The organism is Buchnera aphidicola (Sipha maydis) (genome assembly GCF_024029855.1).
Classification (GTDB): domain Bacteria; phylum Pseudomonadota; class Gammaproteobacteria; order Enterobacterales; family Enterobacteriaceae; genus Buchnera_J; species Buchnera_J aphidicola_BI.
The window spans coordinates 342,116-366,060 of sequence record NZ_CP097205.1; the positions used below are offsets into that span (position 1 = coordinate 342,116).

Below are 23,945 nucleotides of genomic sequence, written 5' to 3' on the forward strand. Positions count from 1 at the left end.
TAAAATTTTTATTAGAAAACTAATAAAAATTAGTATATTTTTAAACTTCCTTTTTTTTTCATATTAAATAATTTCATAAAAATATACAAGGGTGGAGGGACTCGAACCCCCAACAGTCGGTTTTGGAGACCGATGCTCTACCTAATTGAACTACACCCTTTCAAAAATAAAAAAAAAAAAAAAAAAAAAATAAAAGAAAATCTATTTTAAAAATTTAAAAAAAATACCAAAATAAATCTTTTAAAATTTACTTTAAAATAAAAAAATTAAATTTTATAAAAATTAAATTTTTTAATATATTATAATGTATAATACATACATAAAATATATATGGCAAAAATTTTTTTAAAAAATATAATTTTTTAAAATTTTTCAAATATTTTTATAAATTATAATAAATTTTTATAAAGAACACAAAAAAATGAAAATCCCAATTTATTTAGATTATGCATCAACTACACCAGTGGATCCTGCTGTAGCAAAAAAAATGCAAAAATATTTAACTATAAAAGGAATATTTGGAAATTCTGCATCTCGATCACATCAATTTGGATGGGCTTCAGAAGAAGCTGTAAATATTTCTCGATTTGAAATTGCAAAAATAATTAATTCTGATCCGCGAGAAATTATTTTTACATCAGGAGCAACAGAATCAAATAATCTAGCTATTAAAGGAATTGCATCGTTTTATCAAAAAAAAGGAAATCATATCATTACAAGTAAAACAGAACATAAATCTGTTTTAGATACATGTCGTTATTTAGAAGAAAAAAAATTTAAAATTACATATATTACTCCAAAAAAAAATGGTTTAATTAATCTAAAAAAATTAAAATCAAAAATTACTAAAAAAACAATTTTAATTTCTATTATGCATGTTAATAATGAAATTGGAGTAATACAAGACATTAAAAAAATTTCTGAAATTTGTTTAAAAAATAATATTTTTTTTCACGTAGATGCTACACAAAGTATAGGAAAAATTTCAATTGATGTAAAAAAAACAAAAATAGATTTAATATCTTTCTCTGCTCATAAAATTTATGGACCAAAAGGAATTGGAGTCTTATATGTAAGAAAAAAACCAAGAGTAAGATTACATCCTCAAATTCATGGAGGAGGGCATGAAAGAGGTATGAGATCTGGAACATTACCTGTACATCAAATCGTTGGAATGAGCGAAGCATGTAAAATTGCACGTAAAAGACAAAAAAAAGATTTTTTAAAAATAAAAAAATTAAGAGATTTATTATGGAACGGATTATCACAAATTAAAGAAATTAATTTAAATAGCAACTTAAATTTAAAAAATGGAGTACCTCATATTTTAAATATTAGTTTCAATTATATTGAAGGCGAATCTTTAATCATGTCTTTGAAAGAAATTGGAATTTCTTCAGGATCGGCATGTACTTCAGAAAGTTTAGAACCTTCATATGTGTTAAAAGCACTTGGTTTAAAAGATGAATTAGCTCATAGTTCTATAAGATTTTCTATCGGAAGATTTACAACAAAAAAAGAAATTGAATTTACAATAAAATTAATACAAAAATCTGTAAAAAAATTACGTAATCTTTCTCCGCTATGGGAAATGTTTCAAGAAGGAATTGATTTAAATACAGTAACTTGGAATACATAAAATATTTCGGAAAAAAAATAATTAAAAAAATAAAATCAAAAACAATAATTATAAATTTTGATAACATAGGATAAATTTATGTCATATAGTAAAGAAGTAATTGATCATTATGAAAATCCAAGAAACGTCGGATCTTTTGCAAATAAAAAAAGCAAGAAAATTGGGAATGGATTAGTAGGAGCTCCTGCATGTGGAGATGTCATGAAATTACAAATTAAAGTTAATAAAAAAGGAATTATAGAAGATGTTCGATTTAAAACTTATGGATGTGGTTCAGCTATCGCTTCAAGTTCATTAATTACAGAATGGATAAAAGGAAAATCAATCACTTCAGCAAGTAAAATTAAAAATAAAAATATTGCAAAAAAATTAAGTTTACCACCAGTGAAAATACATTGTTCTGTATTAGCTGAAAGTGCTATTAAAGCAGCAATCCAAGATTATAAAAAAAAAAATAAAATTAAATAAATAATTTATAAAATGAATTTTTTTAATAAATTTCATAAAACATATTTTTTAATAAAGAGATCTTATGAATTATTTCGAATACTTTAATTTACCACAAAAATTTCAAATTAATAAAAAAAAATTATTAAGAAAATATTACTCCCTACAAAAAAAATATCATCCTGATATGCATATAAATTGTTCAACAAAAAAAAAAAAAATATTTTAAAAAGATCAATTTATATTAATAAAGGATATCAAATATTAAAAAATACAATTAAAAGAATACAATATCTTTTAAAAATAAATGGATTTGATATTAAATCTAATAAAACACACAACACTTTAGATCAAAAATTTTTATATAAGCAATACAAACTATATAAAAAACTAAATAAAATACAACAAAAAAAAAACAAAAAAGCAATATTAAATTTTATACGTAAAATTGATTCTCTATTTAAAAAAAATCTTAAAAAAATAAAAATAAAATTAATAAAAAAATCTTGGAAAAAATCTTATATTATCTTTCAAAAAATTATTTTTTTAAAAAATTTTAAAAAAAAAATAAAATAATAAAAAAATTTTAACCAATAAAATTATTTTCTTTTTTTTAAATAATTTTTATTATAAAAAAAATCATGAAAATTTTAAATTAATATATTCATTTAATAAAAGAGTTATTAAAATGCCTAAAATAAAATTTTTACCACATAAAAAATTATTACCTAAAGGGGGTTCTTTTTTTGGGAAAGAAGGAGAATCAATTTTAGACGTAGCATTGAGAAATAATGTAAACATTGAACACGCATGTGAAAAATCTTGTTCTTGTAGTACATGTCATTGCATTATAAAAAAAGGATTTTCAACATTGTCTACAATGAAAGAAAAAGAAGAAGATATACTAGATAAAGCATGGGGTTTAACTGAAAAAAGTCGTTTATCTTGTCAAGCAAAATTAGGAAAATTTGATATTGAAGTAAAAATACCTTTATATACTGCAAATCATAATTAAAATAATTTTATAAAAAATTTAATAATCTTTTTTATTATGAAAAGGATTTCTACTATTTTTAAATTCTAATTTTAGAGAAGAACCTAATAAATTCAAATGACATGAAAAAAAATTATTTAAATATTTCTTATACGAAAGAGATAAATTGTCTAAATTATTACCATGTATAACAATTATTGGTGGATTTATTCCACCAAAATTTGCATACTTTAATGTAGATTTTTTTTTTCTATTTAACAATGGAGGTTTCTTTTTTTCTAAAGCAAGATATAAAATTTTTGTTAAAAATGAACTATTTATTTTTTTTTTAGAAATAAAATAAAATTTTTTAATTAATTGTAATAAAAACTTTCTAATATTTTTTGTAAAAAGAAATGATACAAAATAAAATTTAATATTTTTTACAAATCGAAAGCGAAAATAAATATTTTCTTTAAAAGATATTTTTTCTGTCTTTGTTAAAATATCCCATTTATTTACAAGAATAATTACAGGAAAACCAAATTTATTAATTAAATTCCATAAAACTAAATTTTGATTAGAAACAACTTTTTCAGAAGAATCAATAACCAATATTGATAAATCAATTTTTCTCAATTGACTAATAGAATTTTTCACAAAAAATTTCTCTAAAAAAGAATTTATTTTAGATCTTCTACGTATTCCTGCTGTATCAAAAAAAATATATTTTACTTGATCATAATATGTAAAAGTTTGAATAATATCACCTGTAGTTCCAGGAAAATTAGATGTTATTAATCTATTATTATCTTGCACTAATTTATTGATTAAAGTTGATTTTCCGACATTAGGTTTTCCAATTATCGCAATCTTGATTTTAACTATTTCTATATTTTTAAATATTTCTTTTTTAAATAATGAATTTTCTTGTATTAAATTTTTTTTTTTAAAAAAAGATACTATTTTTTTTTTAAAAAAATAAATATCTTTTAAATTCAAAGCTGAAATTTTATAAATTTCTTTCAATCCGAGAGCATAAAAATCATTAATAAAATCTAAATTTTTTGTTTTATCAATTTTATTTATTATTAAAATAATTTTTTTTTTTTTTTTTCTTAACTTTTCGATAATTATTCTATCTTTGTAAGTTAATCCATATTTTGCATTAACAACAAAAAAAATAAAATCAGAGTTTTTAATTGACAAAGAAATTTGCAACAAAATTTCTTTCTTCAAAACTTTATTAGAAGAAAAAAAACTCGGATTATCAATTAATGTAAAAAAAAATTTTTTTAAATGAACTTTACCAGTTTTCCGATCTCTCGTAACACCTTTCATTTTTTTTAAAACTAAAGAGTATTCATCTGTTAGATTATTAAATATTGTAGATTTCCCAACATTTTCATAACCAATTAAAGAAACGGTAAAATTCATTTTTTTAACCTAATTTTTTACAAAATGTGTAAACTAATGTAAAGTTTTAATTGCTACGGATGGAAAAATATTTTTCTTTATAAGTTGAGCATATAAATTCCATGGATATACTTTTATACTATCAAGAGTTTTTATTGTTCCTTTATTATCTCCATAACAAAATTGAACTTGTGCAACTCTTAATAACATTAAACATTTTAAATTTGGATCATTAACATATGTTAAAACTTTAGGATAAGTATCTAAAATATATGGAATATCAGATACATTTAAAGGATTTATCAATACTTTTAAAAAAATTAAAAAACCATAGATATTCTGATTTTTATGTAAAATGTTTTTTAAAGAATCTTTTTTTTTATCTAATTTATCTTTTAGTTCATTTAAATATTTAAAATCAAATTTTGTATTTAAATTATGATTAAAAAAATACATTTTATTTATTTTTAAATCATCTACATCTTTCTCATTTTTAAAAACTATATTAGCATTTTTTTTTTCTATACAAGAAGAAAAATTATGCGAAACAAATGAACTTTTGTTGCTTAAATTAGTATAAGAAATATTTTGCAATAAAACAAAAAAACTTGAAAGAAATAAAAAAATAAAAGAACAGATAAAAAAATCACTTTTAACATATCTTTTTAAATTCATAATCTTCATATACTCCATGATTTTTAAAAAAATTAGATATAAAAATTATATTATATTTTTTTCAAAAAAAATCAAGAAAAATGTTAAAAGATTTTTTTATAAACAAGTTATAAACATTTTATAAACAAAAAAAAAATGATCAAAAATCAATTTTTTAAATATATTAAAACTTTTTTGTGAACAAAATAATTATTAATAATAATAAGTTATTTATTTTTTTAAATAAAATTAAAGTTATTTATTTTTTTTATTTTTTATTTTTTATTTTATTCTTTTATTTTTTTTTTATTCTTTTATTTTTTTTTATTTCTTTAAAACATAAGTTAAATAATATATATTATATATATCAATTAATAACGAGGTTATTTTAAAATTTTGTCTAAATTAAAAAATTTTTATGATGTTATAGTAATTGGCGGAGGTCATGCAGGAACTGAAGCATGTTTAGCTGCCTCTGGAATTGGTTGTAAAACTCTTCTTTTAACACAAGATATAAAAAAATTAGGTTGTTTATCTTGTAATCCTGCTATTGGTGGAATTGGAAAAAGTCAATTAGTTAAAGAAATTGACGCGTTAGGTGGTTTTATGGGAATTTTTGCGGATTATTCTGGTATACAATTTAGAACTTTAAATTTAAAGAAAGGACCTGCAGTTCGCTCAACACGTGTTCAAGTTGATCGTGATATTTATTCCCATATAGTTAAAAAAAAATTGTTTGCTCAAAAAAATTTATCTATTCTTGCACAAGAAGTTATAGATTTAATTATTAAAAAAGATAAAATTATTGGTGTGATTACTATTAATAATATAAATTTTTTTTCTAATTCTATTGTATTAACTACAGGAACTTTTTTAAATGGAAAAATATATATTGGGAAAAAACTTTTTTTAGGAGGAAGAATAACAGATAAACCTTCAAATTTATTAGCTGATAAGTTAAAAAGGTATTCTTTTAGAATTAATCGTTTAAAAACAGGAACACCTCCTAGAATTCATAAAGATAGTATTGATTTTAGCAAATTAGAAAAACAAAAAGGCGATTTTCCTATACCATATATTTCTTTTATTCATCAGAAGAAAAAAAAAAATAAACAAATTTCTTGTTATATTACATATACAAATAAAGATACTCATAAAATTATTAATAAAAATTTATTTTTAAGCGCTGTTTATTCAGGGAAAATAAGCGGTTTAGGACCTCGTTATTGTCCTTCTATAGAAGATAAAATTAAACGTTTTTCAGACAGATCTCGACATCAAATTTTTTTAGAACCTGAAGGTTTAAAAAGCAAAATAATTTATCCAAATGGTATTTCTACTAGTTTACCGTTTAGTATACAAAAAAAGTTTTTGAAAACTATTCCTGGTTTACAATATGCTAAAATCTTACAACCAGGCTATGCAGTAGAATATGATTATTTTAATCCTATGGATTTAAATTTAACTTTAGAATCTAAATTTGTTTCTGGTCTTTTTTTTGCAGGTCAAATAAATGGAACTACAGGTTATGAAGAAGCTGCAGCTCAAGGAATTATTGCAGGTATTAATGCTGCTTTTTTTTCTTTAAAAAAATCCCTTTGGTATCCTCGTCGTGATCAGTGTTATATAGGTGTTTTAATAGATGATTTATGTACAAAAGGTACTAAAGAACCTTATAGAATGTTTACTGCAAGATCTGAATATAGACTTTTACTTCGTGAAGATAACGCAGATTTAAGATTGACTAGAATTGGAAGAAAAATTGGTTTAGTTGATAATTTCAGATGGAATCGTTATAATCAAAAAGTTAATAACATTGAAAGTGAAAAATCGCATATTAAATCTATTTTATTTAAACCAAATTTTTCTATTACAAACAAATTAAATAAATATTTATTGGATCCGATTAAACAAAATACTAATCTTTATAATATATTAAAAAGACCTGAAATTAGTATTGAAAAATTAATCAGTTTAAATTTGTATAATCCTAAAATTTCAAATGATTTTGAATCTCTAAAACAATTAGAGATACAAATTAAATATCATGGATATATTACTCGTCAAACTAATGAAATTAAAAAACATCTTAAATATGAAAAGATTTTTTTATCTAATAAAATAAATTATAAATCTATTACAGGATTATCTACGGAAGTAAAAAATATATTAGATATTCATAAACCAACTTCAATTGGACAAGCATCTCGTCTTTCAGGAATGACTCCATCAGCTATATCAATATTATTAATTTATTTAAAGAAAAATAATTTTTTTGTAAAAAATAAGTTATAAAAATTATTATTTTTGATTATATTTTTAATTTTTTATTATTTTTTTTATCTTTTTTAGTTTTTTAATGTAAATAGGATGCTTTTATTTTTCAAATATTTTTTTTTAAAAAAAATGTTTATTTTTTTTTAAAAAATATTTTCATATAAAAATATTTTTTATATTTTTTTACCAAGGTAATAGTTATAATGTTTTTAAAAAGTGTATTTAATTCAAAAGAATATATTAGCCATCATTTGCACCATCTTCAGTTGAATTTAAAAACATTTAGAATTTTAAGTTATCATGATCAAGATAATTGTTTTTTTATTATAAATTTAGATTCAATTTTTTTTTCATTTTTTTTAGGTTTAGTTTTTATCAGTTTTTTTTATAGCGTTTCCAGAAATTTAAATTTTGAAGTTCCTGGGAAATTGCAATCTTTTGTTGAACTTTCAATCAATTTTGTTAATAAAAATATAAAAGAATTATATCCTAATAATAAAAATCCTCTTATTGCTCCTTTATCCTTAACGATTTTTTTTTGGATTTTTTTAATGAATTTAATGGATTTATTACCTGTTGATTTTATTCCATTTCTCTGTAAATATCTTTTTCATATTTCTCATATGAGATTTGTTCCTTCATCTGATATAAATATTGTTCTTGCAATGTCTTTTAGTATATTTGTTTTAATTATTTTTTATAATATTTTATACAAAGGATTTATTGGTTTTTTTAAAAGTTTATTTTTAGAACCTTTCAACAATAAGTATTTTCTTTTTTTTAATTTTTTTTTGGAAATAATTTCATTATTTTCTAAACCAGTTTCTTTAGGTTTAAGATTATTTGGAAATATATATTCTGGAGAAATGATTTTTATACTTATTTCTGCGTTATTACCGTGGTGGATTCAATGGGTTTTAAGCGTTCCGTGGGCTATTTTTCATATTTTAATAATATTTTTACAATCTTTTATTTTTATGGTTTTAACTATTATTTATCTTTCTATTACTAAGAAGAAGAAACATTAACTTTCAATGTTTTATAGAATTTGGGGTTTGTTTATGCATCATACAAATATGAATTATGTTTATTTAGCATCGGCAATTATGATTGGATTAGGATCTATTGGAGCAGCTATTGGAATTGGGATATTAGGAGGTAAATTTTTAGAAGGCGCAGCAAGACAACCAGATTCTATTCCAATTTTAAGAGCGCAATTTTTTATTGTGATGGGATTAGTTGATGCTATTCCAATGATTACAGTTGGTTTAGGGTTATATATGATTTTTGGAATTTCATAGTTAATTTTTAGTTGCAAAAATATTTTTTTTAAAATTAGATTTTATTTCAATATAACATTTTTATGAAAATAATTTTTAAGGAATAAATATTTATGCATATTAATGCAACTATTTTAGGACAAGCTATTTCTTTTATTTTTTTTGTCTTTTTTTGTATGAAATTTATTTGGCCTAAAATTATCAAAGTTATTGAAAAAAGACAAAGCGAAGTTCGTAAGTCAATGATTCGCTTAAAAAAAGCTAAAAATAAGATTGATCGAATAAATCAAAAAAATATATTAAAGATTCATTCCGCAAAAAAAAAATCTTTTAAAATTATTGAAAGTGCATTTGAGAAAAAAAATTTTATTATCGAAGACGCTAAAAAAAAAGCATTTTTTGAAAGAAAAAAAATTTTAAAAGAAATGAAATTATTAATTTCGATTATGAAAATTAAAGCATACAATGATATTAAAAAGAAATCTATTTCTTTAGGTATAAAAATTGCTGAAAAAATTTTAAAAGAAAAACTTGTAAAAGAAGATCATCTAAATAAAAGTATTAAACAATTTATTTTAGATTTTAAAGGCGCTTCAAAATGTTTTTAAAAAAAATTGCATATATTTATGCAAAAGCTATTTTTTATGTTGCGGTTAAAGAAAAAAGAATACGCCGTTGGAAAGAATTTTTAAAATTATTATCTTTAATTATTCAAGATAAAAATATGAAATTTATTATATCTGGATATTTAGAATATCATATATCATATAAGTTTTTAAAATTTTTATTCAAAAATTTCAAATTATATGATTCTGAAAAAAAATTTTTAAAAATTTTATCTGAAAACAAAAAACTATCTTTAATTCCTGAAATTTATCAAGCGTATAAATATAAAAAAAATACTTATGAACATATGATTCAAGTAGTCTTAAAAACTTCTCATTATATTAATAATTTACAAAAAAAAAACATAATTAATTTTTTAAGTAAATTTTTTTCTAAAAAAATTTCTTTAAAATTTTTTATAGATAAAAGTTTGATTAGTGGAATAGTAATTATTATAGACGGTTTTATAATTGATTATTCTATTAAATATGATTTAGAATGTTTAATAAATTTTTTAAAAATATAAAAGAGAATGAAGATAATGCAGATAAATTCTGTAGAAATTAGTAAAATAATTCAAAAACGTATTTTGGATTTTAAAATTAATACACGTATATATAATGAAGGTCAAGTAATTTCTGTTATGGATGGGATTGTTAAAATTTATGGTTTAAATAATGTAATGCAAGGAGAAATGCTTGTATTATCTAAAAATATATATGCTATTGCATTAAATTTAGAAAAAGATATTGTTGGAGCTATTATTTTAGGTCCTTTTTCAGATATTTATGAAGGTATGAATGTCCGATGTACAGGAAAACTTTTAGAAGTTCCAGTAGGAGAGAATTTTTTAGGGCGTGTTGTTAATGCTTTAGGAATTCCTATTGATGGAAAAGGTGAAATTATTAATAACGGTTATTATCCTATAGAAAATAAAGCTCCTGAAGTTATTGATCGAGAAAAAATTAATAAACCTATTCATACTGGTTATTTATCTATTGATTCTATGATACCTATTGGAAAAGGACAAAGAGAGTTAATTATTGGAGATAAACAAACTGGAAAAACATCTTTAGCTATTGATATAATAATTAATCAAAAAAATTTAGGTGTTAAATGTATTTATGTTGCAATTGGTCAAAAAATGTCATCTATTTCTGAAATTGTTCAAATTTTATTAAATAATGATGCTTTAGAAAATACGGTTGTTATTTCTGCATCTGCATCTGATTCAGCTGCTTTACAATATTTATCTCCATATTCCGGGTGTTCAATAGGAGAATATTTTAGGGATAAAGGAGAAGATGTTCTAATTGTTTATGATGATTTATCTAAACATGCAATATCATATAGACAAATTTCTTTATTATTAAAAAGACCACCAGGAAGAGAAGCATATCCTGGAGATATATTTTATTTACATTCTAGATTATTAGAAAGAGCATCAAAAGTAAATGAGAAATATTTATTTTCTAAAAATAAAGCAAGATTTATTAAAAAAAAACAAACTGGATCTTTAACAGCTTTTCCAATTATTGAAACACAGTTAGGAGATGTTGCATCTTTTGTTCCAACAAATATTATTTCTATTACAGATGGTCAGATATTTCTAGAGTCTAATCTTTTTAATTCTGGAATACGACCTGCTGTTAATTCTGGAATATCAGTTTCTCGTGTAGGAAGTTCTGCACAAATTGAAATTATTAAAAAATTTTCTGCAGGAATTAGAACTTTTTTAGCACAATATCAGGAGTTAGCAGCATTTTCACAATTTTCTTCAGATTTGGATGTTGATACACAAAAACAATTAAGTTTTGGTAAAAAAATTATTGAATTATTAAAACAGAAGCAATACCAACCTCTTTCTATTGCTGAACAATCCATACTTTTATTTTTAATAGAAAAAAAAATATTAAATACAATTAAATTTAAAAATATTTATAATTTTAAAAAAAATTTCTTGTTTTATGCTAAAAAAAAATATTTTTCTTTACTTAAAGAGATAAATAAATATGGAGAATATAATATTGTAATAGAAAAAAAAATAATGGATTTAATTAAATCGTTTCAAAAAGATTATAATGAAATATAATATTTTATATATTGAAAATGGTTTTTATGATTAATAAAAAAGAGATAAAAAATAAAATTAATAGTGTGTTAAATACAAAAAAAATCACTCGAGCTATGGAAATGATCTCTGTGATTAAAATGAAAAAATCTAAAGTTAAAATAAATTTAATTCAACCATATTTAAATACTCTTGAAAAAATTATTTGTAATCTTAGTAATTTGATACGTAATAAAAAAGAAAAAAGTTTATTTTTTTTTCAGAAAAAGATTAAAAAAATAATTTTTATTGTTGTTTTATCAAGTAAAGGTTTATGTGGTAATTTAAATACAAATTTATTTAAACATTTTCTTTTATATTTAAAAGAGTCTATTTTTGGAAAATTTTCTTTTAAAATTATAATATTTGGAAAAAAAGAATCAATTTTTATTAATCAATTAAAAGAAAATATTCAAGAATATAATTTCAATTTTTATAAAAATTTTAATTTTTTTACAGTTAAAAACTTTTCAAATAAAATTTTTCAAAATTATAAGAAAAAAAAATTTCATGAAATTTTTATTGTGTACAATAAAAATTGTAATAAGAAAAAATATATCCCTATTATTGAAAAATTATTTCCTATTCAACGAAATTCTAAAAAAAGTCTATCAAAAAATTCTTGGGATTATATTTATGAATCTGATTCTTCTTTATTGTATGAAAATATTTTAAATAGATTTTGTACAATAAAAATATATCATAGTATTTTAGAAAATTTAATAAATGAATATTCTTCACGAATTATAGCTATGAAAAATGCAACAGAAAACAGTGCTACTTTAATTCAAGATTTACAGGTTATATATAATAAATCTCGTCAATTTAATATTACTCAAGAATTGACTGAAATAATTTCTGGAGCATCTGTAGTTTTAATGGATTAAATATATTGAGGTTTAAAAAAAATATGTCTTTTGGAAAGATTGTTCAAGTTATTGGTCCTATTATTGATGTGAAATTTTCTCAAGAAGCTTTACCTAAAATTTATCATATTTTAGAAGTACAAAATTTTTCTTTAATTTTAGAAGTACAGCAACATTTAGGATCTAATCTTGTTCGTACAATTTCTATGGGTTCTTCAGACGGTGTAAAAAGAGGCATGTATGTTAAAAATTTAAAACATACTATTAAAGTTCCTGTTGGAAAATGGACTTTAGGTAGAATTATCAATGTTTTAGGTGAGCCAATAGATGGAAAAGGTCCTATTTTTAATCAAGAAAATATTTCTGATCAAGAATATTGGGAAATATATCGATCACCTCCTTCGTACCAAGAACAATCTAATTCTCGTGTTATTTTAGAAACTGGCATTAAAGTTATTGATTTGATATGTCCATTTTCTAAAGGGGGGAAAATTGGGTTGTTTGGCGGAGCAGGAGTTGGAAAAACAGTTAATATGATGGAATTAATTAGAAACATTGCAATTAAACATTCGGGATATTCTGTTTTTACAGGAGTTGGAGAACGAGTCAGAGAAGGAAATGATTTTTATAATGAAATGCAAGATTCAAAAGTTTTAGACAAAGTTTCTTTAGTATATGGACAAATGAATGAACCTCCTGGAAATAGGTTCCGAGTAGCATTTACTGGATTAACTTTAGCTGAAAAATTTCGTGAAGAAGGAAAGGATGTTTTGTTGTTTATTGATAATATATATCGATATATTTTAGCAGGAACAGAAGTTTCTTCTTTATTAGGTAGAATTCCTTCTGCAGTTGGATATCAACCTACTTTATCTGATGAAATGGGATCTTTACAAGAACGTATTACTTCTACAAAAAATGGTTCAATTACTTCAATACAAGCGGTTTATGTTCCTGCTGATGATTTCACTGATCCATCTCCTGTTGCAACTTTTTCTCACTTAGATGCTACAATTACATTAAGTCGAAAGATTTCTTCTTTAGGAATTTATCCTGCTATAGATCCTTTAAATTCTACTAGTAATAATTTGAATTCAAGTGTCATTGGTAAAGATCATTATAATATTGCGCGAGAAGTTCAATCTATTTTGCAAAAATATGAAGATTTAAAAGACATTATTTCCATACTTGGGGTAGATGAATTATCTGAAAATGATAAATTATTAGTTTCACGAGCGAGAAAAGTACAAAAATTTTTATCTCAACCTTTTTTTGTTGCTGAAGTTTTTACCGGATCTTCTGGAAAATATGTTACTTTAAAAGATACTATTTTTGGTTTTAAATGTATATTACGTGGGGATTATGATCATATACCGGAAAGTTTTTTTTATATGATCGGCTCTGTAAAAGAAGCTGTACAAAAATTTGAAGATAATATATAGAAAATAAAAGGAAATTTAAAGTTATATGTTTTTAACATTAAATATTGTGAGTTTAAAAAAAAATTTATATTATAAAAATATTAAATATGTTGTGTTAACAGGAGAAAAAGGAAATTTTAGTGTATATGTTCAACATGCTCATTTAATAACTTTTATTAAACCGGGAATAATCAATGTTGTACAATCTAGTAATTTTTCTGAAAAATTGTATACTTCAAAAGGAATCGTAGAAGTTCAACCTAGATTAGTAAATTTAATATCTGATTATTTTTTTAATATTACGCATCTAGATAAAAAAAAATTATTAAAAAAAAAAAAAATAATAGAAAATAAATATAATAAAATTAATATAGAAAGAAATTTAAATATTTTTAGAAAATACAAAGATATTTTAAAAAAAATAAAAATTTTAGAAAAAATAAAAAAAAATAAGAATTAATTTTTATAAAAATGAAATATTTCTTACATTTTGTGTTTTAGCGGCGGTGTATTTTATTTTTTTTCTGCCGCTAATAATTTTTTGATATAAAATTAATTTTTTTTTAATAATAAAACGTTTAAAAATCTATATTTTCTGCTTTTAAGGAGTTTTTTTGAATAAATTTTTTTCGCGGTTCCACTGAATCTCCCATAAGAATACTAAATAATTTGTTTGCATAAATAGCATCTGAGATTTGTACTTTTAACATTCTTCTAGTTTCAGGATTCATTGTTGTATTCCATAATTGTTGTGGATTCATTTCTCCTAAACCTTTATAACGTTGTATTGTAGATTTTTTTTTGGAATGTTTCATAATCCATTTGAAAATTTTTTTTAAAGATGTTATTTTTTTTCTTTTTTTATGTATTTTAATATATAAATTATTTTTTATAAAAGATTTAAATTGATTATAAATAATAGATATTTTTTTATACGTTGAGCTTGTAAAGAATTTTTTTTTTAAAATATAACATTGAATATTTCCATATATTTTAACATGTATATGTATTTCAAATTTTTTTTGTTCTTTTGTATATTTTATGATGAATGAATATTTATCATTATAACTATTTGTAGAATTTAGTTTTTTAATTAAATTTTTAATCCATTTTTGCAATATTCTTTTATTTTCAAAATTATTAATAGATTTATATTCCATTAATTTATGAAAAATATTTTTTACAAAAATAGGATATTTTTTTTTGATATTTTTTTTTAATTTAATATAATTATATATAATTTTATTAAACTCCTTTAAATTTTTTTCAATGCGTTCTTTTTTAGAATTAATTATTTGAATTTCTTTTAACGCAATTTTTATTTGATAATTTTTCATTGATAGGTAATTTTTTATATATTTTTCTTTTTTTCCTTTTTTAATTTTATATAGTGGAGGTTGAGCAATATATATGTGTCCTCTTTCAATAATTTCTGGCATGTATCTATAAAAAAAAGTTAATAATAAAGTTCTGATATGTGATCCGTCGATGTCTGCATCTGTCATTATTATAATTCTATGATATCTTAGTTTTTTTAAATCATAATTTTCATTTCCTATCCCACATCCTAAGGCTGTAATTATTGAAGTAACTTCTTGCGAAGAAAGCATTTTTTCAAACGTTGATTTTTCAACATTAAGAATTTTCCCTTTTAATGGTAATATTGCTTGATTTTTTCTATTTCTACCTTGTTTAGCTGATCCTCCAGCAGAATCTCCTTCGACTAAATATATTTCTGATAAAGTAGGGTTTTTTTCTTGACAATCAGATAATTTTCCAGGCAAACCAGATATTTCCAATGCGCTTTTTTTTTTTGTTATTTCTCTAGCTTTTCTTGCTGCTTCTCTAGTCGTTGCGGATTCAAGAATTTTATTAATAATTATTTTTGTATCAGTAGGATTTTCTAATAAAAAATTTATTAAATTTTCATGTATTAACGATTCAATTATAGGTTTTACTTCAGAAGATACTAATTTTTCTTTTGTTTGTGAAGAGAATTTTGGATCATTTATTTTTATAGAAACAATTGCTGTTAATCCTTCCCTAACATCGTCTCCAATGATATTAATTTTATTTCTTCTATGAGATATTTCTTTATCTATATAATTATTAATAGTTCTCGTAAGTGATGATTTAAATCCTGATAGATGACTTCCTCCTTCTTTTTGAGGGATATTATTGGTATAGCATAAAATATTTTCTTTTGTAGAATCATTCCATTTCATAGCAACTTCTATAAGGATATTTTTTTTTTTTGAAATAAAATAGAATATTTTTGAGTGAATAAATTTATTTTTTTTATTGATATGTTGAATAAATTCTTTAATCCCTCCTTGATGATAATATTTTTTTTTTTTTTTTTTTATATGATTAAGTAGATAGATAGAAATATTTGGATTTAAAAAAGATAATTCTTTTAATCTTTCTGCAATAATTTCATGTTTAAATTTTTTTACATTTTTAAAAATTTTTCTATTAGGCCAGAATCTTATTTTAGTTCCTGTTGTTTTGCTTTTTCCAATTATCTCTAACTCACTGATTTTTTTTCCATTAGAATATATTTGTTGATAAATTTTTTTATTCCGATATATAGTTAGTTTTAATTTTTGAGATAACGCATTTACAACAGATATTCCAACACCATGTAAACCTCCTGATATTTTATATGAGTAATCATCGAATTTCCCTCCAGCATGTAACATTGTCATAATTACTTCAGAAGCTGGTATACCTTCTTCAGGATGAATATCTGTAGGAATTCCTCTTCCGTTATCTTTTACTGAGATTGAATCATCTTTATGAATGGAAACAATTATTTTACTACAATGTCCAGCAAGAGCTTCATCAATAGAATTATCGACTACTTCAAATACCATGTGATGTAATCCTGTTCCATCATCTGTATCTCCTATATACATTCCTGGACGTCTTTTTACTGCTTCTAAACCTTTTAATATTTTTATGTTAGATGAATTATAAGTGTTTTTCATTATTTCTCTTGTTATAAAAATTTATATATTTGAAAATTTTTTCTTTTTACTAAAATTTTTTATATAAATTATAGATATAAAGGTAAAATTATATATTTTAACTCTGGTTTATCTGGAACTTCAATTTGTAAATATTGAATTTTTTCATCAAGAATTAAATTAATAAAATTATTTTTTAAAACGTTTAAAACGTCTAATAAATAATTAATATTAAGAGATAATTTTATTTTTTTATGATACTTATATTTAAGTGTAAATTTATATTTTGCTTGTTCATCTTGATTGTGCGAAGTAATTTTACATTGATTATTTGATAGTTTTAAATATATTCCTTTTAATTGCTCGTGAACTAAAATAGATACATGGGATAAAGATTTTTTTAATTTTTTTGCATTAGTTTTTATTGTATATTTTTTATCTTTAATTAAGATATGATCTAAATTTGGAAAATTACTATTTATTAATTTTGAAGTAAAAATAATATTTTCAATGTGAAATTGAATATAGTTTTTATGATATAGAATTGTTATTAAATTTTTTTTATGGTTTAAAAGTTTAATTAATTCAATAACTGATTTTCTGGGTAAAATCATAGAAAAAATAGGATATCTTTCTTTTATTTTTTTCTTAAAGATTGCCATTCTATGTCCATTAGTTGCAATAGATCTAATATATTTTTTTTGAAATTCTATGAAAATTCCATTTAAATATGGTCTAATATCTTGTGAAGACATTGAAAAATAAATATATTCTAACATATTTTTAAAAATTTTTTGTTCTATATGAAATTTTCTTTTATATTTTTTTTTTTTAAAATATGGGAATTTTTTTTCAGAAATTGTTAGTAAACAAAATTTACTTTTATTTGATGAAATATATAATTTTTTTTTTATTAATTTAATATAAATTAATGATTTTTCGGAAATTATTCTGAATATTTCTAACATTTTTCTTCCTGAAACAGTAATTTTTCCTGGATTACATTCATAATCATTAGAAATTTTATATATTAGCTCAATTTCTGTATTTGTGCTTCTTAAAAATATATTTTTTTTATTAATTTCAATTAAAATATTTCCTAAAATTTTATTAGGATTATTTTTTATTAATAATGTATTAATCTTTTGTAATGGAATTAAAATATTTTTTTTTTCAGTAATAAATTTCATAATTTTATACAGATAGTTTTTTTAGTAAAATATTATAATTTTTTTGGATAATAAGATTTTTATTATACAATTTTTTTATCTTTTTACATGCATATAAGACAGTTGTATGTGTTTTTTTATTAAAAAAATTTCCAATTTCTTGTAAACTATGTTTAGTTAGATTTTTAGAAAGAGTCATAGCTATTTGGCGTGGGAGTATAATAGATTTATTTTTTTTAATAGATAATAATTCAGATAACTTAATATTATAATGTTTTGATACGATTTTTTGAATTTTTTTTATAGTAATTTTTTTTTTTTTTACTTGTAAAAAATCTTTTAATATTTTTTTTATAAGATTTATAGTAATATTTTTATGTTTATTAAACAAAAGGTTTGCTTGAATTTTATTTAAAATACTTTCAAGTTCACGAACATTTGATTTAAAGTTGTTTGCAATAAAATATATTATTCTGTATGGTAAAAAAATATTTTTTTCATGAGATTTTTTAATCAAAATTTTAATTCGTGTATTTTTTGTAGGAGTATTGATGCATACACTTAATCCAGAATCTAGTCTTGATTGTAATCTTTCATTTATTCCTTTCATTTTGGTTGGATAACAATTAGAAGTAATAATAATTTGTTTATTTTTTTCAATTAAATCATATATAGTATAAAAAAATTCTTCTTGCGTTCTATTTTTATATGAAAAAAATTGAATATCTTCTATTATTAAAATATTTGCTGAACGGTAATATTTTTTAAATTTTTCAATAGAATTATTTTTTAATGACTTAACCATTTTTTGCACGAAATGTTCAGATTTTATATATATTATTTTTTGATATTTTTTTTTTTCTAAAGAGTTTTTAATTGCATATAATAAATGAGTTTTTCCTAATCCTGTTTTTCCATATAAAAAAAATGGATTATAAAAATTTCCTGGATTTTGTGCTATATGATATGCTGATTGATATGCTAATTTATTAGATTTTCCAATAATAAAATTTTTGAATTTATACTTTTTTAAAACATTTTCCTGATTATTTTCATTTTTTTTTATATTATAGTTTTTAGATATTTGAATAATTTTTTTATTTATAATTAGTTTTATATGACTAGATTTGATATTAAAATATTTTTTTACTAATATTTTTATTTTTTTTAAATATTTTTCTTTAATCCAAAGTAAAAAAAAATTGTTGGGAGTATATAAAAAAAAATTTTTTTTTTTAATTTTTGGTTGTAAAGGGCGTATCCACATATTAAATTCACTTTGTGGTATTTTTTTTTTAAAATAATTAATACATTTTTTCCATTTTAAATAAAACATTTAATTATACTCCACAAGAAAAAATATTAAGTTTCTAATTTAATAGAATATTAAATTGAAAAATTTTTATTTATATTTTGAGAAATAAAAATAAAGAAAATGATTATATGATGTTATAATGTATAATAAAAATATATTTTAATTTTTTTTATAATATATTATTATTTTTGTATTTATAAATATTTCAGAAAATATAAATTTAAAAATTTTTTATTTTTTTTAAATAAAAATTCATTTATATTAGGTTTTAGGATTATGAAAAGAACTTTTCAACCATCAGTTTTAAAAAAAAATCGAGTACACGGTTTTAGAAAAAGAATGTCTACTAAAAATGGTCGTCATATTTTATCTCGAAGAAGAGCAAAAGCGCGGTTTTTTTTAACAATTTCTTCTAAATAATACGATTTAAAAATCTCTTGTGAAAAAATTTTCTTTTAAAAAAAAATTTAGATTATTAAGTTCGCAACAATATAAAAATGTTTTTAAACATTCTTATATAGTAAAATTTAAGGAGATCTTTATATTTTCTCGAAAAAATAATGTAAAATATTCTCGATTAGGTATTTCAATTGCAAAAAAAAATATAAAAAAAGCTAATAAAAGAAATTATTTTAAAAGAGTTATTAGAGAATTTTTTCGCATTAATAAAGAAAATTTTTGTAAAATGGATTTTGTTGTTAATATAAAAAGACAAGATATAAAATCTCATAAATTTTTTTTGAAGAGATTGAGTTTTTTATGGTATAAAAATTTTTTTAAACCAAAATAAATTGTTTTAAGATGCGAATGTTTTTTTATAATATTTAAATTAATTATTTTACTTTAACTAAATTTTAATAATTTAAAATTTAAAAAAAAAGATTAATTTAATAACTTACTAACAAATATATTAAATAAAAGAGCAGAAAAATATGAATTATAGACGAATTTTTTTTATTTTTTCTTTTATCGTTGTTTCTTTTTTTTTATGGCATGTATTGCATAATAAGAATTCTTCAGAGAATATAAATTCTACTAAAGATAGTTCTGTAAAAACTCAGCAAAATGATAAAAATGATCAACAAAATCAAGATCCGAATAAGCCAAAAGAAGCTCCAAAAACACCAGAAAAAACAGAAAATCCAAATGCTCCAAAAGAAGCTCCAAAAACACCAGAAAAAACAGAAAATCCAAATGCTCCAAAAGAAGCTCCAAAAACACCAGCGAAAACAGAAAATCCAAATGCTCCGAAAGAAGCTCCAAAAACACCAGCGAAAACAGAAAATCCAAATGCTCCGAAAGAAGCTCCAAAAACACCGATAAAAGTAGAAACTCCGAGTGCTCCGAAAGAAGCTCCAAAAACACCGATAAAAGTAGAAACTCCGAGTGCTCCAAAAAATGAAGTAAAAAAACAAGAAGATGATATAAATGATCATAGCTATGATGAAGCAGCGAGTCAAGGAGATGCTGATCATATTGATGATGTTGCAGATTTAGTTTCTAAAAAAGATAATAATTCTTATAAATTTGAAATTTTTCAAAATAATATTTCAAAGAAACAATCTAGTTTTTTTTTTTAAAAAATTTGAATAAAAAAAAATATTTTCAGTTAAATAATAATATTTATGATTTGAGTAAGAAAAAAATATCTAAAAATTTTTTGCGAAAATCATTAAATATTATTAACGTACAAGGATTATCATGTAATACTGATGATTTATATGGTTTTTCTCAAAATATAATTCATCTATACAATAATAAAACTTTTCAGGTAAATTGTTCGAATGATAATCAATTTTTAGATAAAAATTTTTACAATAGACATTTTACAGAGTTGAAAAAATTATTTTCTCATAATAGTAATTTTTTTCACGTAGTGATTGTAAGAATTTTAAATTTTGTTTGTTACAATATTTTTGAGTTTCTTTCTACTCTTAAAAAAAATATATTTTTATTTTTTTTTTTATCAAATTATAAAAAAAATTTTTTTTTAGATTCTCTGGTTGATACAAAAGTTCAAAAAGAAGAGTTATCTGTTGTAAATAATAATAAATCAACAGTTAATTATGGATTTTTTTGGTTTTTGTCTCAACCTTTATTTATATTATTAAAATTTTTTTATAGAATAATAGGAAATTGGGGATTTTCTATAATTTTATTAACAATATTAATACGTTTATTAATGTATCCTTTAACAAAATCTCAATATCTTTCTATGATACATTTAAAAAATTTACAACCTAAGTTAGATTTTTTGAAAGAAAAATATAAAAACAATACAACTAAAATGAGCGAGAAAGTTGTTAAATTATATCAGAAAAATAATCTTTCTCCTTTTTCAGGATTTTTTTCATTAATTATTCAAATGCCAATTTTTTTAGCTTTTTATTATACTTTAACTAATACATCTGAATTAAAAAATGCTCCTTTTATATTTTGGATTCATGATCTTTCAAATTATGATCCATTTTATATACTTCCAGTGATTATGGGGGTAACGATGTTAATAACACAGAAGATTTCTTCGCAAAAAAGTCTTCAAGAAATTTTATCAGGGAGTATGCAAGAAAAGTTAATGATGTTGTTACCAATATTTTTTATAGTATTTTTTTTATGGTTTCCGTCTGGATTGGTTCTGTATTATATTGTAAGTAATGTATTTAGCATTGTACAACAAAAATATGTTTATGATGAATTTAACAAAAAAAAATTAATTTAATTTTTTTTAAAAAAAAATTTTCTTCTAAAATAATAATCATTCTTTTAAAAATATATGTCTGATACAACAATCGTTGCTCAAGTAACTCCTCAAGGGAATGGTGGAGTTTATATAGTAAGAATTTCTGGTAAAAAATCTCATAGAGTTTCTTTAGATGTTTTAGGAAAAATTTTAAAACCTAGATATGCTAGTTATGTAAAATTTTTTGATGTGAATAGTGAAGTTTTAGATCAAGGTATTGGAATATGGTTTCCTGCACCTAATTCATATACAGGAGAAGATGTGCTTGAATTACAAGGTCATGGAAATAGTTATATTGTTAAACTATTAATTAAAAGAATTCTAAAAATACCAGGAATACGTATTGCTCGACCAGGAGAATTTTCTGAAAGAGCTTTTTTAAATGATAAAATAGATTTAACACAAGCAGAATCTATTATAGATTTAATTAATGCAAGTTCTGAATCAGCAGTGAAAGCATCTTTAAAATCTTTAAATGGATCTTTTTCAGATAAAATTAAAAATATTATTAATAAGGTTGTTGATATTCGTGTAATGTTAGAATCAGAATTAAATTTTTCAGAAGAAGAAGATTTAAATATAAATTTTAAAAAAAAATTTTTAAAAAAAATAAAAAATATTATTAATTGTTTAGATAATTTATTATGTTTATCAAAAAATAGAAAAATTATACAAAATGGAATAAAAGTTGTAATTGCTGGTTTTCCAAATACTGGGAAATCTAGTTTTTTTAATTTATTGTCATGTAAAAAATTTTCTATAGTAACAAATATTAAAGGAACGACAAGAGATTTAATTCATAATAAAATTTATTTTAATAAATTTCTTATAGAATTAACTGATACTGCAGGTATACGTAGAACGCAAAATAAAGTTGAAAAAATTGGTATTTCTCTTGCTAAAAAAGAAATTTATAAATCTGAAATTTTATTTTTTTTAATAGATATTACTAAAAATAAAAATGATCAATTGAAAAAGTTTTTCAAGTTTATTCAAAAACTTCCAAGCTCTATTACTATTATTTTAATTTGTAATAAAATCGATTTAACAAATATTCCTCCGCATTTATCTATTTATAAAAATATACATTGTATTTATATGTCAATTAAAAAAAAAATCGGATTAGATATTTTTATTAAATATTTTAAAAAAATTTTAAAGAAGTATAATTATGATGTTTGTGGAGAAAATTTCTTTTTAGCACGGCAAAGACATTTAGAAGAAATAATTTTAGCCAAAAAGGAATTAATTTTAGGTAAGAAGGAATGGAAAAAAAATAAAAATTATGAAGTAATAGCTTATTTTTTACAAAATGCTCAAAATGCGTTAAATAGAGTTACTGGAAAAATTTTTTCTCGCGATATTCTAAATAAAATTTTTTCTCGTTTTTGTATAGGAAAATAATTTATTTATGATTTCAATTTCTCGGTATATAAAATATTTTTTTTAAATTTGCCCGAAGGTGGAATTGAACCACCGACACGGGGATTTTCAGTCCCCTGCTCTACCAACTGAGCTATCCGGGCATAATACATAGTAAAACATTAATTCTTATAATTTGTCAATATTTTTTTCTTTTTTATTTAAAAAAAAATCTTTATTTTTATATTTAAACCTTGAAAGTAATATAAATAGTCCACATATCTAATTTTAGAATACAAAGATTATCGTAAGAAATTTTTTATTAAAATTAATAATTAAAGAAAAATGTGAAAGGAGATCTTAAAAAATGAAAATACGCCCTTTACATGATCGTATTCTTATTAAGCGTGAAGAAGTTGAATCAAAATCTGCAGGTGGAATTGTTTTAACGGGTTCTGCTGCAGGTAAGTCTAATAGAGGTAAGGTTTTAGCAGTTGGGAATGGGAGAATTTTAGATAATGGAAGTATAAAAAAGTTAGACGTCAAAGTAAATGATATTGTTATTTTTAATGAAGGATATGGTGCAAAAACAGAAAAAATTGATGATGAAGAAGTTTTAATTTTAACAGAAAATGATATTTTAGCAGTTATTGAAAAATAATATTTTTTTTTATTTTTTTATTAAAACATTCTTTGAGGAA

Annotated in this window: 24 protein-coding genes and 2 tRNA genes; 19 read left to right on the forward strand and 7 right to left on the reverse strand. The window is 21.3% G+C overall.

All coding sequences use genetic code 11. The features are described 5' to 3' along the window. Positions 1-86: 86 nt before the first annotated feature. Positions 87-160 (reverse strand) — tRNA-Trp (locus M3Y47_RS01665). A gap of 261 nt (positions 161-421) precedes the next feature. Between M3Y47_RS01665 and M3Y47_RS01670 the strand changes: the two genes are divergently transcribed. From M3Y47_RS01670 to fdx, 4 genes are all read left to right on the forward strand, one after another. Next, positions 422-1,639, forward strand: coding sequence for an IscS subfamily cysteine desulfurase (locus tag M3Y47_RS01670; RefSeq protein ID WP_252839350.1), 1,218 nt, complete (start codon positions 422-424; stop codon positions 1,637-1,639). Between the two features lie 78 nt (positions 1,640-1,717). Further along, the gene (iscU, locus tag M3Y47_RS01675; RefSeq protein ID WP_252839351.1) at positions 1,718-2,107 is read left to right on the forward strand and encodes a Fe-S cluster assembly scaffold IscU; all 390 of its coding nucleotides are present in this window, start codon (positions 1,718-1,720) and stop codon (positions 2,105-2,107) included. Positions 2,108-2,284: 177 nt separating this feature from the next. Further along, positions 2,285-2,662, forward strand: a complete 378-nt coding sequence (gene hscB / locus M3Y47_RS01680) for a Fe-S protein assembly co-chaperone HscB (protein ID WP_252839352.1) — start codon at positions 2,285-2,287, stop codon at positions 2,660-2,662. A gap of 112 nt (positions 2,663-2,774) precedes the next feature. After that, positions 2,775-3,101 carry an ISC system 2Fe-2S type ferredoxin gene (gene fdx, locus M3Y47_RS01685; protein ID WP_252839353.1) on the forward strand — a complete coding sequence of 109 codons (327 nt, stop codon included), beginning with the start codon at positions 2,775-2,777 and terminating at the stop codon, positions 3,099-3,101. An 18-nt stretch (positions 3,102-3,119) separates the two neighbouring features. On the opposite strand, the gene der is transcribed toward fdx, so the two are convergent. Together der and M3Y47_RS01695 are read right to left on the reverse strand one after the other, a co-directional pair. Continuing rightward, positions 3,120-4,496: a ribosome biogenesis GTPase Der gene (gene der / locus M3Y47_RS01690; protein WP_252839354.1), complete on the reverse strand. Its 1,377-nt coding sequence runs from the start codon at positions 4,494-4,496 to the stop codon at positions 3,120-3,122. A gap of 33 nt (positions 4,497-4,529) precedes the next feature. Further along, the gene (locus tag M3Y47_RS01695; RefSeq protein WP_252839355.1) at positions 4,530-5,150 is read right to left on the reverse strand and encodes a hypothetical protein; all 621 of its coding nucleotides are present in this window, start codon (positions 5,148-5,150) and stop codon (positions 4,530-4,532) included. Positions 5,151-5,525: 375 nt separating this feature from the next. Here M3Y47_RS01695 and mnmG point away from each other — a divergent pair, with 375 nt between their 5' ends. From mnmG to atpC, 9 genes are all read left to right on the forward strand, one after another. Next, positions 5,526-7,424 carry a tRNA uridine-5-carboxymethylaminomethyl(34) synthesis enzyme MnmG gene (gene mnmG / locus M3Y47_RS01700; RefSeq protein WP_252839356.1) on the forward strand — a complete coding sequence of 633 codons (1,899 nt, stop codon included), beginning with the start codon at positions 5,526-5,528 and terminating at the stop codon, positions 7,422-7,424. 185 nt (positions 7,425-7,609) lie between these two features. Next, entirely contained in the window at positions 7,610-8,434 is an 825-nt protein-coding gene (gene atpB, locus M3Y47_RS01705) for a F0F1 ATP synthase subunit A (protein WP_252839357.1), read from the forward strand. Positions 8,435-8,467: 33 nt separating this feature from the next. Then, positions 8,468-8,707: a F0F1 ATP synthase subunit C gene (gene atpE, locus M3Y47_RS01710; protein WP_252839358.1), complete on the forward strand. Its 240-nt coding sequence runs from the start codon at positions 8,468-8,470 to the stop codon at positions 8,705-8,707. A gap of 92 nt (positions 8,708-8,799) precedes the next feature. After that, a complete protein-coding gene (gene atpF, locus M3Y47_RS01715; RefSeq protein ID WP_252839359.1) occupies positions 8,800-9,294 on the forward strand; it encodes a F0F1 ATP synthase subunit B in 495 nt (164 codons plus the stop codon). Continuing rightward, the gene (gene atpH / locus M3Y47_RS01720) at positions 9,285-9,818 is read left to right on the forward strand and encodes an ATP synthase F1 subunit delta (protein WP_252839360.1); all 534 of its coding nucleotides are present in this window, start codon (positions 9,285-9,287) and stop codon (positions 9,816-9,818) included. The genes atpF and atpH overlap by 10 nt, the downstream gene beginning before the upstream one ends. A gap of 15 nt (positions 9,819-9,833) precedes the next feature. Then, positions 9,834-11,384, forward strand: a complete 1,551-nt coding sequence (atpA, locus tag M3Y47_RS01725; protein WP_252839361.1) for a F0F1 ATP synthase subunit alpha — start codon at positions 9,834-9,836, stop codon at positions 11,382-11,384. 26 nt (positions 11,385-11,410) lie between these two features. Beyond that, positions 11,411-12,289: an ATP synthase F1 subunit gamma gene (gene atpG, locus M3Y47_RS01730; RefSeq protein ID WP_252839362.1), complete on the forward strand. Its 879-nt coding sequence runs from the start codon at positions 11,411-11,413 to the stop codon at positions 12,287-12,289. A 23-nt stretch (positions 12,290-12,312) separates the two neighbouring features. Beyond that, positions 12,313-13,710, forward strand: coding sequence for a F0F1 ATP synthase subunit beta (gene atpD, locus M3Y47_RS01735; RefSeq protein WP_252839363.1), 1,398 nt, complete (start codon positions 12,313-12,315; stop codon positions 13,708-13,710). A 25-nt stretch (positions 13,711-13,735) separates the two neighbouring features. Further along, entirely contained in the window at positions 13,736-14,149 is a 414-nt protein-coding gene (atpC, locus tag M3Y47_RS01740; protein WP_252839364.1) for an ATP synthase F1 subunit epsilon, read from the forward strand. A 118-nt stretch (positions 14,150-14,267) separates the two neighbouring features. Here atpC and gyrB read toward each other — a convergent pair whose 3' ends face one another. The 3 genes from gyrB to dnaA form a co-directional block, all read right to left on the reverse strand. After that, the gene (gene gyrB, locus M3Y47_RS01745; RefSeq protein WP_252839365.1) at positions 14,268-16,679 is read right to left on the reverse strand and encodes a DNA topoisomerase (ATP-hydrolyzing) subunit B; all 2,412 of its coding nucleotides are present in this window, start codon (positions 16,677-16,679) and stop codon (positions 14,268-14,270) included. 68 nt (positions 16,680-16,747) lie between these two features. After that, complete coding sequence (gene dnaN / locus M3Y47_RS01750) at positions 16,748-17,848, reverse strand: DNA polymerase III subunit beta (RefSeq protein WP_252839366.1); 1,101 nt, start codon at positions 17,846-17,848, stop codon at positions 16,748-16,750. A gap of 4 nt (positions 17,849-17,852) precedes the next feature. Next, the gene (gene dnaA, locus M3Y47_RS01755) at positions 17,853-19,163 is read right to left on the reverse strand and encodes a chromosomal replication initiator protein DnaA (protein ID WP_252839367.1); all 1,311 of its coding nucleotides are present in this window, start codon (positions 19,161-19,163) and stop codon (positions 17,853-17,855) included. 255 nt (positions 19,164-19,418) lie between these two features. Between dnaA and rpmH the strand changes: the two genes are divergently transcribed. From rpmH to mnmE, 5 genes are all read left to right on the forward strand, one after another. Further along, positions 19,419-19,562 (forward strand): 50S ribosomal protein L34, encoded by a 144-nt coding sequence (gene rpmH, locus M3Y47_RS01760; RefSeq protein WP_252839368.1) that lies wholly within the window; start codon positions 19,419-19,421, stop codon positions 19,560-19,562. Between the two features lie 19 nt (positions 19,563-19,581). Continuing rightward, positions 19,582-19,932, forward strand: a complete 351-nt coding sequence (gene rnpA / locus M3Y47_RS01765) for a ribonuclease P protein component (RefSeq protein WP_252839369.1) — start codon at positions 19,582-19,584, stop codon at positions 19,930-19,932. Positions 19,933-20,074: 142 nt separating this feature from the next. Then, positions 20,075-20,722, forward strand: coding sequence for a hypothetical protein (locus tag M3Y47_RS01770; protein ID WP_252839370.1), 648 nt, complete (start codon positions 20,075-20,077; stop codon positions 20,720-20,722). A 5-nt stretch (positions 20,723-20,727) separates the two neighbouring features. After that, complete coding sequence (gene yidC / locus M3Y47_RS01775; protein WP_252839371.1) at positions 20,728-21,861, forward strand: membrane protein insertase YidC; 1,134 nt, start codon at positions 20,728-20,730, stop codon at positions 21,859-21,861. A gap of 54 nt (positions 21,862-21,915) precedes the next feature. Further along, entirely contained in the window at positions 21,916-23,286 is a 1,371-nt protein-coding gene (gene mnmE, locus M3Y47_RS01780) for a tRNA uridine-5-carboxymethylaminomethyl(34) synthesis GTPase MnmE (RefSeq protein WP_252839372.1), read from the forward strand. A 49-nt stretch (positions 23,287-23,335) separates the two neighbouring features. Here the strand turns inward: mnmE and M3Y47_RS01785 are convergent. Next, positions 23,336-23,408: transfer RNA gene (locus M3Y47_RS01785), tRNA-Phe, on the reverse strand. A 203-nt stretch (positions 23,409-23,611) separates the two neighbouring features. On the opposite strand from M3Y47_RS01785, the gene M3Y47_RS01790 reads away from it, so the two are divergent. Beyond that, a complete protein-coding gene (locus M3Y47_RS01790; RefSeq protein WP_252839373.1) occupies positions 23,612-23,905 on the forward strand; it encodes a co-chaperone GroES in 294 nt (97 codons plus the stop codon). Positions 23,906-23,945 lie beyond the last annotated feature (40 nt).